At 71.3% G+C, this 9,523-nt stretch carries 7 protein-coding genes; 3 read left to right on the plus strand and 4 right to left on the minus strand.

Going from position 1 to position 9,523, the window contains the following annotated elements:
- Position 1: 1 nt before the first annotated feature.
- From ETD86_RS15925 to ETD86_RS15935, 3 genes are all read right to left on the minus strand, one after another.
- Positions 2-1,171 carry an acyl-CoA dehydrogenase family protein gene (locus tag ETD86_RS15925; RefSeq protein ID WP_138666926.1) on the minus strand — a complete coding sequence of 390 codons (1,170 nt, stop codon included), beginning with the start codon at positions 1,169-1,171 and terminating at the stop codon, positions 2-4.
- Positions 1,168-2,376: a CoA transferase gene (locus tag ETD86_RS15930; RefSeq protein ID WP_246147929.1), complete on the minus strand. Its 1,209-nt coding sequence runs from the start codon at positions 2,374-2,376 to the stop codon at positions 1,168-1,170. Before ETD86_RS15930 ends, ETD86_RS15925 begins: the two co-directional genes overlap by 4 nt.
- A gap of 66 nt (positions 2,377-2,442) precedes the next feature.
- The gene (locus ETD86_RS15935; RefSeq protein ID WP_138666927.1) at positions 2,443-2,880 is read right to left on the minus strand and encodes a MarR family winged helix-turn-helix transcriptional regulator; all 438 of its coding nucleotides are present in this window, start codon (positions 2,878-2,880) and stop codon (positions 2,443-2,445) included.
- An 83-nt stretch (positions 2,881-2,963) separates the two neighbouring features.
- Here ETD86_RS15935 and ETD86_RS15940 point away from each other — a divergent pair, with 83 nt between their 5' ends.
- The gene (locus ETD86_RS15940) at positions 2,964-3,827 is read left to right on the plus strand and encodes an NmrA/HSCARG family protein (RefSeq protein ID WP_138666928.1); all 864 of its coding nucleotides are present in this window, start codon (positions 2,964-2,966) and stop codon (positions 3,825-3,827) included.
- A gap of 37 nt (positions 3,828-3,864) precedes the next feature.
- On the opposite strand, the gene ETD86_RS15945 is transcribed toward ETD86_RS15940, so the two are convergent.
- Positions 3,865-4,875 (minus strand): LacI family DNA-binding transcriptional regulator, encoded by a 1,011-nt coding sequence (locus ETD86_RS15945; protein ID WP_138666929.1) that lies wholly within the window; start codon positions 4,873-4,875, stop codon positions 3,865-3,867.
- A gap of 230 nt (positions 4,876-5,105) precedes the next feature.
- Here ETD86_RS15945 and ETD86_RS15950 point away from each other — a divergent pair, with 230 nt between their 5' ends.
- Positions 5,106-7,418, plus strand: a complete 2,313-nt coding sequence (locus ETD86_RS15950) for a beta-xylosidase/alpha-l-arabinosidase (RefSeq protein WP_138666930.1) — start codon at positions 5,106-5,108, stop codon at positions 7,416-7,418.
- A 1-nt stretch (position 7,419) separates the two neighbouring features.
- Entirely contained in the window at positions 7,420-9,441 is a 2,022-nt protein-coding gene (locus ETD86_RS15955; protein WP_246147930.1) for a beta-galactosidase, read from the plus strand.
- Positions 9,442-9,523 lie beyond the last annotated feature (82 nt).

Here is a 9,523-nt window from a genome sequence, read left to right on the forward strand (position 1 = left end):
GTCATGTCCGATCCGTTCCACTGATGGGGTGGCGCGCGATCAACTGGGCCGCGATGACGTTGCGCTGGATCTCGTTGGTGCCCTCGCCCAGGATCATCAGCGGGGCGTCCCGGAAGTACCGCTCGACCTCGAACTCCTTGGAGAAGCCGTACCCGCCGTGCACCCGCATCGCGTCCAGCGCCACCTGCATCGCGGTCTCGGAGGCGAACAGCTTGGCCATGCCGGCCTCCATGTCGGCCCGGCCGCCCTCGTCGAGCCGGCGCGCGGCGTCCTCGGTGAGCAGCCGCGCCGCCCGCACCTTGGTCGCCATGTCGGCCAGCAGGTTGCCCACCGACTGGTGTTTCCAGATCGGCTTGCCGAACGACTCCCGCTCCTGGGCGTACCTGATGGCGTCGTCGAGCGCGGCCTGGGCCACGCCGACCGCGCGGGCGGCCACCTGGATCCTGCCGACCTCGAGGCCGCGCATCATGTGCGCCCATCCCTGGTCCGGGGCGCCGCCGAGCACCGTGGAGGCGGGGACCCGCATCCGGTCGAAGACGAGCTCGCACGCCTCGACGCCGCGGTAGCCGAGTTTGGGCAGGTTCTTGGAGATGTGCAGGCCGGCGCCGGGCTCGACGAGCAGCACGCTCATGCCCTGGTGCGCGGGCCTGGCGTCCTGGTCGGTCACGCACAGCAGGCCGATCAGGCCCGAGTGGCGGGCGTTGGAGATCCAGGTCTTCGACCCGCTGATCAGCAGGTCGCCGCCGTCGGCGACCGCGTGCGTGCGCATGGCCTGCAGGTCGCTGCCGCCGCCCGGCTCGGTGAGCGCCATGGTGGCCCTGAGCGTGCCGTCGGCCATGGGCGGCAGATGGCGTTCGCGTTGTTCCCGGGTGCCGAACGTGCGGATCAGGTAGGTGATCACGGAGTGTCCGCCGATGGCCCCGGCCAAGCTCATCCAGCCGCGGGCCAGCTCCTCGGTCACGCGGGCGAAGCAGGCTGCGCTGACGTCCACGCCGCCGTACTCGGCGGGGACCAGCAGGCCGAAGAAGCCCAGCTTCTTCATCTCGTCGATGAACTCGGCCGGGTATTTGTCCACCGATTCGTAGTCGCGTACGCGCGGCCGCACGCGCTCGTCGACGAATTCGCCGGCCAGGGCGACGATGTCCCGCTCGTCCTCGGTCAGTGCGCTCATGATCGTTCTCCGCTCCGGATGATGCCGTTCTCCCGCAGCTTCGCCAGGTCCGGCCCGGACAGGCCGAGCTCCGCACGCAGCACCTCGTCGGTGTGCTGCCCCACCAGCGGGGCCGCCGCCGGCGGCGGCTGCCGCCCGTCCATCACCAGGGGTGATCCCGGCGCCCAGTGGTCGCCGACGCCGGGCTGGTGGAGCAGCGCCATCAGCGGGTTCTGCGGCAGCAAGGGGGCAAGGTCGGCGAAGCTTCGGTACGCCGACCACAACACCCGGGTGGCGCCCAACGCCGCCTCCGCCTCGGCGAGGGTGTGGGCCTCGAACCAGCCGGCGAGCAGCTCACCGAGCACCCTGCGGTGCCGGTGGCGCGCCGACTCCTCCGCGAAGTCGGCCCCGAGCGCGGTGGCCAGCGCGGACACCACGTCGGTGAGGCCGGTCGCGGCAAGGAGGTCCCGCCAGTGCCGGGGGGTGAGGGCGACGACCATCAGCCGCCCGCCGTCAGCGGTGGCGAAGTCGCGACCGAAGGTGCCGTACACGTGGTTGCCGTCGCGCTCCCTGGGCGTTCCGCCCAGCTGGGCCTCGGCGAGGTAGCCGAGGCTTCCGGCGGTCGCCAGGGCGACGTCCTCGAGCGCGAGGCGAACCTGCCGGCACTCCCCTGTCCGCAGGCGGTGCCGCTCGGCGGCCAGCAGCCCGGCCGCCAGGTAGAGCCCGGCGGCCAGGTCCCAGGCGGGCACCACGCTGTTCACCGGCTGCGCCGTGTCCGGCGGGCCGGTCAGTAGGGGGAATCCGGTCGCCGCCTGGACGGTGTAGTCCACGGCGGCGGCGCCGTCGCGACGGCCGGTGAGCAGCACGTGGATCACGTCCGGGCGGCGGGCGCGCAACGCCTCGAACGTCAGCTCGGGGAAACGGTCGGAGTTGCTGACCACGATCCCGGCGCGGACGATCAGGTCGGCGACGAGCCCGCGGCCCTCGGCCCGCGACAGGTCCACTTCGATGGCACGCTTGCCCTTGTTGAGCCCCGACCAGTACAGGCTCGTGCCGCTCTCGGCCAGCGGCCACCGGGTACGGTCCACCGCGCCGCCGACCGGCTCGACCCGGATCACGTCGGCGCCCAGCTGGGCCAGTGTCATCCCGCACAACGGCGTCGCCACATAGCTGGACAGCTCGACGATCCGCACGCCGTCCAGCGGCCGCACCGCTTCCGTCTCCACTGCTTCCACTCCTGACCTGGTCTCAGGCGGCGTTCCCGCCGGCAAGGTTCACGTACCCGATGTGCTTCACGGCGTGCAGGGCCGGTCCTGCGTCGTGGCGAGGAACGACCGGAGCAGGCGGGCCAGGTCGCGGCGGTCGGTCTCGCCCATCCCGGCGAAGATCTCCTCGCTGATCCGATGCTGCAGGCGGCCGATCTCGTCGATCGCGCCGAGCCCCTCCTCGGTGAGGGTGAGGCGGAAGGCACGCCGGTCGCCGGGATCGGGCCCGCGGGTGACGAGGCCGTCCGCCTCCAGCGCGTCGACCAGCGGGGTGATGGCGCGCCCGCTGACCCCCAGCACGTCGGCGAGATCCCGCATCCGGCTGCCCGGGCGGCCGTGCAGGGTCGTCAGCAGCCGCACCCGGGCAGGCGAGAGGCCGTGCTCCCCGAACCGGGTCCGGCCCTGCTGCGAGAACGCCCGCGAAGCGGCCACCAGTAGCTCGCCCAGCTCGGTCGCGCTTGACATCAGACTCCACTCTTGAGAGATAGTGAACTAGGTAACTATCCAATACTTCTTCTTCAGTGTAACTACACGTCCGGAGGGACACCATGGAAGCAGAGACCGCACGCCCGCTGATCCTCGTCACCGGCGCCACCGGCAACCAGGGCGGCGCCGTGGTGGACGCGTTGCTCGAGCAGCCGGGCCGCTGGCGCGTGCGGGCGCTCAGCCGCGACCCCTCAAGGGCCACGGCGCTGGCGGCCAGGGGCGTGGAGGTCGTCGCCGGCGACATGGCCGACGCCGGCTCGCTGAAGCAGGCGCTGACCGGCGTCGACGGAGTCTTCGGCGTGCAGAACTCCCGCACCGCGGGGCTCGACGGCGAGATCCGGCAGGGCGTGACGCTCGTCGACGCCGCACAGGCGGCCGGCGTCCGGCACTTCGTCTACACCTCCGTCGGCGGCGCGGAACGGGTGCGCGGCATCCCCCACTTCGACACCAAATGGGAGATCGAACAACATCTGCGAGCCACCGGCCTGCCCGCCACCGTGCTGCGGCCGACGACGTTCACCGAGGTGTTCACCATGCGCGGGGCCGGCATCGGCCTCGGCATGATGGCCGCCGGGCTCGGGCCCGCCAAACCCCTGCAGATGATCGCCGTACGGGACATCGGCGTCTTCGCACGGCTGGCCTTCGAGCAACCGGACGACTTCACGGGCCGGGCACTGGAACTGGCCGGTGACGAGCTGACCGTGCCGCAGATCGCCGCCGCGCTCAAGGCGGCGGGCCGGCCGGCCCGCTACCCGCGCCTGCCCAAGCTGGTGCTGCGGGCGATGGGCAAGGAGGCGCGCATGTTGTTCTGGTTCGGCGAGTCCGGCTATCGCGCCGACATCCCGTCCCTGCGGGCGCTGCACCCCGGCCTGCTGACCCTCGAAGCGTGGCTGAGCGGCCGGTCAGACCGCCTTGGTCGGGAGTAGGGCGATTCGCGGGCGAGCAGCGGCGGATCGGCAGCCGCTAGGGGACCTGATGCTCGGTGCTGGCGCGGACGATGAGCGTGGTGGCCAGCTCTATACGGGTGCCCGCGGGCCCGCCCGGGTGCGTCAGCTCCTCGAAGATGAGACGTACGGCCTCGTTGGCCATGTCGTCGAGGGGCTGGCGCACGGTGGTGAGCGGCGGCGACATCATCTCGCACAAGGGCGAGTCGTCGAACCCCACCACGGACAGGTCGCCGGGGACGCGGACGCCCCGTTCGGCCGCCGCCTGGTAGACCCCCGCGGCCTGCAGGTCCGACCCGGCGAAGATCGCGGTCGGCGGGTCGTCGCGGTCGAGCAGCTCACCGCCGAACCGCTTGCCGCCGGAGACGAGGAAGTCGCCGTAGCGAACCAGCTCGGAGTCGGGGTCGATGCCGAACGTACGGTGCGCGGCCAGGTAGCCCTCGTACCGGTCGAGCGTGCATTGCACGTCGAGCGGCCCGCCTATGAAGCCGACCCGGGTGTGCCCCAGCTCGAGCAGGTGCGTCGTCGCCATGACGCCGCCGGACCAGTTCGTCGCCCCGACCGTGGACATGCGCGGGTCGCGCTGGCCGACGGGGTCCAGCAGCACGAGGGGGACGTGCAGCAGCTCCCCGATGGCCGCGATCTCGTCCTTGTTGTACCGGGAGAGCACGAGCACGATGCCGTCGGTGCCGCGCTTTCGCATGATCCCGATCCAGCGCCGCAGGTCGAAGTCGGCCCGCGCGGACGAGGTCACCACGAGCGAGAACCCCCACCGCGCCGCCGCCCGCTCCGCGCCCTTGATGAGGACCTGCGCCCACGGCGAGCCGAGCCCGTCGATGAGCAGGTCGACCATCCCGACCCGAGGCGTGCTCGGCGGGCGCGGGGCCTCGTAGCCGAAGGCGCGGACGGCTTCGAGCACCTTGTCCCTGGTGGCCGCCGAGACGTGCTTCTTGCCGCTCAGGACCTTGGAAACCGTCGGCACCGACACTCCGGCGGCTGCCGCGACGTCGGCGAGCGTCGCTCGGGGCACTTAACCTCCTGCTGCCGCAGTGCCGCCATCCGGCTGACACCGGCGAGTGACAACTTTCGGAAACTCATGTGAAACCCGGATAGCCCCTTGAGCTGGGCCGACCGGCGTTCTCTTACTGTGCGATGGGCCTGTTGACAGGGTTGAGGACCGCAGCCTACCGTAACGGATCGGCAATGTCACGGTAACCTTTCGGAAAGCTAACCAGAAACTTTCCGACCAAACGAGGGTGTATGCCTGCACGTGTTGAGCAGCCGACGTTGGAGACCTCCGAACGCCGATCGCGCCGGGTCGAGGAACTGCTCGCGGACATGTCGCTCGATGAGAAACTCGCCCAACTGGTGGGCCTGTGGCTGAACGTCAATCGCGACGATGGCGTCGTCGCGCCGCTGCAGGACGCGATGCAGGGCGAGGAGGTCGAGTTCGAGGCGTTCGCCCGTCACGGACTGGGCCAGATCACCCGCCATTACGGCACCCGGCCGGTCGATCCGGAGCGGGCGAGCGGTGTCCTGGCGGCGCGGCAGCGATGGCTGCGTGATCGCACCAGGCTCGGCATTCCCGCGATCGCGCACGAGGAGTGCCTGACGGGGCTGGCGGCGTGGCGGGCCGCGGTCTACCCGGTGCCGCCCGCGTGGGGCGCGTCGTTCGACCCCGGGCTGGTGGAGGAGATGGCGGGGCGGTTCGGGCGGAGCATGCGGGCGCTCGGCGTGCACCAGGGCCTGGCGCCGGTGCTGGACGTGATCCGCGACCAGCGGTGGGGCCGGGTCGAGGAGTGCATCTCCGAGGACCCGTACGAGGTCGCCACCATCGGCGCCGCCTACGTGCGCGGCCTGCAGTCGGCGGGCGTCATCGCCACGCTGAAACATTTCGTCGGCTACTCCAACTCCCGCGCGGGGCGGAACCTGGCGCCGGTGCACGCCGGCGCCCGCGAGGTGGCCGACACGTTGTTGTTCCCTTTCGAGGTCGCGGTACGGGACGCGGGCGCGGGCTCGGTCATGAACTCCTACGCCGAGATCGACGGCATCCCGATCGCCGCGGACGCCCACTACCTGACCCGCGTCCTGCGCGATGAATGGGGCTTCGACGGGACCGTCGTCGCCGACTACTTCGCCATCGCCTTCCTGCACACGCTGCACGCCGTGGCCGCCGACGCCGGGGACGCGGCCGTGCAGGCGCTCACGGCCGGCATCGACGTCGAGCTGCCCACCGGCGTGACGTACCTGGAGCCGCTGAAGCAGGCGGTCACGTCGGGCCGGATCGAGGAGGCGCTGGTCGACCGGGCACTCCGGCGCGTGTTGCGGCAGAAGGCCGCGCTCGGCCTGCTCGACGACGGCTACGAGCCTGCGGAGCTCACCGGTCCGATCGACCTCGACGATCCGGAGTCGCGTGCGGTGGCGCGACGGCTGGCCGAGGAGTCGATCGTGCTGCTGACCAACGACGGCCTGCTGCCCCTCGGCGACGCCGCCGGCAAGCGGGTCGCCGTCGTCGGCCCCAACGCCGACGACCTCGCCGCGCTGTTCGGCTGCTACTCGTTCGTCCAGCACGTTCTGCCGCACTTCCCCGAGGCCGGCACCGGCATCGCCGCGCCGACGCTGCTGGATGCCCTGCGCGAGGAGCTGCCCGGCGCCACCGTCCTCACCGAGCGGGGCACCGGCGTCGACGACGGCGACCGGGCCGGGATCGAGGCGGCCGTCCGGCTGGCCGCCGGGTCCGACGTGGCGATCCTCGTGCTCGGCGACCGCTCAGGGCTGTTCGGGCGGGGCACCTCCGGCGAGGGGTGCGACGTGGAGAGCCTGGAGCTGCCCGGCGCCCAGCGGGAGCTGGCCGAGGCGGTGCTCGCCACCGGCACGCCGACCGTGGTGGTGCTGATGACCGGCCGCGCCTACGCGGTGCCCGGGATCGTCAGGGACGCCGCGGCCGTCGTCCAGGCGTTCTTCCCCGGCGAGGAGGGCGCGGGCGCGATCGCCCGCGTGCTGAGCGGTGCGGTGAACCCGTCCGGCAGGCTGCCGATGAGCCTGCCGCGCACCACCGCCGGCCAGCCCTACAGCTACCTGCACCCCAGGCTGGGCGGGGCCGGCTCGGTCAGCAACATCGACCCCGCCCCCGTGCTGCCGTTCGGCCACGGGCTGAGCTACACGCACTTCGCCTACGACGGCCTGAGGGCCGACGCGGCAGAGGACTCGATCCGGTGCTCGGTCAGCGTGCGCAACGCCGGGGAGCGGCGCGGCGCGGAGGTCGTCCAGGTGTACGCCGCCGACCGGATCGCCTCGGTCACCAGGCCCGTCGCCCAGCTCGTCGGATACGCCCGGGTCGAGCTGGACCCGGGCGAGAGCGCCCGGGTCGGCTTCGACGTGCCGGTGCGGCTGCTGGCGTTCACCGGCCGGGACGGGCGGCGGATCGTCGAGCCCGGCGAGGTCGGCGTGTCGATCCGTCGCTCGGTCACGGACGTGGTGGACGAGCGGACCGTGACGCTGACCGGCCCTGTACGCGAGATCACCGGCGCCGAGCGGCGGCTGACCGACGTGTCGATGACTAAGGAGTTGTGAAATGACCCGGATGGACGCGTTCAGGAACCGCGTCAAAGGTTTCGCCTTCGGCGGCGACTACAACCCCGAGCAGTGGGAGCCCGCCGTCTGGCGGGAGGACGTGCGGCTGATGCGTGAGGCCGGCGTCAACACCGTGTCGCTCGGCGTGTTCGCGTGGGCGTCGCTGGAGCCCGAGCCGGGCAAGTACGAGTTCGGGTGGATGGACGAGGTCATGGACCTTCTCCACGACAACGGCATCAGCGTCAATTTGGCCACCCCTACGGCTGCGCCGCCCGTCTGGCTCACCCACCTGCATCCCGAAGTGTTCCCGATCAGGGAGGACGGGCAGCCGTTCGGTTTCGGGAACCGGCTGCACTACGATCCGTCATCGCCCATTTACCGCGAGTACGCGGCGAGCATCACGACCAAGCTCGCCGAGCGGTATTCGTTCCATCCGGCGCTGGCGATGTGGCACATCAGCAACGAGTACGGGCCGACGGCGTACAACGAGGCCGCGGCGGTCAACTTCCGGCGCTGGCTGCGCCGCAAGTACGGCGACCTCGACGCGCTGAACGAGGCGTGGACCACTCGCTTCTGGGGCCAGATTTACACCGACTGGGACCAGATCGACGTGCCGCACATCCCCCGCACCTGGATGAACCCCACCCGTCGCCTCGACTTCAAGCGCTTCAGCTCCGACGCGCTGCTGGAGTGCTACATCGCCGAGCGGGACATCGTGCGGTCCTTCCGCGACGACCTCCCGGTCATGACGAATTTCATGCGTTTCTTCCGCCACGCCGACTACTGGAAGTGGGCGCCCGAGGAGGACGCCGCCGCGCTCGACATCTACCCCAACCCGGCGGAGGCCGATTCCCATGTGTCGGCGGCCTTCAACTACGACCTGTTCCGCTCGCTCAAGGGCGGGCAGCCGTGGATGCTGATGGAGCAGTCGAGCAGCGCCGTCAGCCAGTGGAAGCTCAACGTCGTCAAGGAGCCGGGGCGGATGCGGCTCGGCTCGCTGCAGGCGGTGTCGCGGGCGGCGGACTCCGTCATGTTCTTCCAGTGGCGGGCCAGCCGCGGCGGGCAGGAGCGTTTCCACTCGGCGATGTTGCCGCACTCCGGGCCGGACTCGCGGACGTTCAGGGAGATCACCGACCTCGGGCGGGAGCTGAAGCTGCTGGCTCCGGTGGCGGGCACGACGTCGCGGTCGGAGATCGCGGTCCTGTTCGACTGGGACGGGTGGTGGGGGCTGGAGGAGGTCTTCGGCCTGCCGCGCAACGACTTCAGCTACACGGAAACCGTCATGCGGCACTACACGCCGCTGTGGGAGCGGCACTACCCGGTGGACGTGGTGTCGGCCGGGTCGGCTCTGGAGTCGTACAAGGTGCTGGTGGTGCCGAACGCGTACCTGATCGACGACGAGGGCGTGCGGCGGATCACCGAGTTCGCGCGGAACGGCGGGACGGTGCTCATGTCGTTCTTCTCCGGCGTGGTCGACGGGAGCAACCGGGTGCGGCCGAACGGCTACCCGGGGGCGTTCCGCGAGCTCATCGGCGCGAAGATCGACGAGTACTGGGCGGCGCGGCCGAACGAGGAGTTCGCGGTCACCTTCGCCGACGGTCGGCGCGCGACCTCCACCTGGTGGCGTGAGGACCTCCACCTGGAGTCCGGCACGGCCCTGGCGACGTACGGCGACGGGCTCCTGGAAGGGCGGGCCGCCGTGGTCGAGAACCGGTACGGCGCCGGCCGGGTCGTCTACGTCGCGACGCTGCTGGAGCAGGCCGCGTTCGACGCGCTGGTGGCGGAGACGGTGGAGGCGGCGGGTGTGCGCCGGCTCTTCGAGGGTGTTCCCGCGCACGTGGAGTGCTCGGTGCGGGGGGACGACGCCTACGAGTACGTGTTCCTGCTCAACCACAGCGGCGAGTTGTCGGCCTCCGTGCCGATCGGCGCGGAGGGCACGGATCTGCTCACGGGGACGCCGGTGTCCGGGCAGGTCGAGCTGGAACCCCTGGGGGCTGCGGTGATCCGGCGCGCCGCGCCGTAACGGCCTGATCCGTCCCTCATCACCGGGGGGGCGGGCCGATTTGCCTTGCGGGCGGGGAAACGCTGGTCGCACTGCGCCCTTA

It is taken from the genome of Nonomuraea turkmeniaca (assembly GCF_005889735.1).
In the GTDB taxonomy this organism is placed as follows: Bacteria; Actinomycetota; Actinomycetes; order Streptosporangiales; family Streptosporangiaceae; genus Nonomuraea; species Nonomuraea turkmeniaca.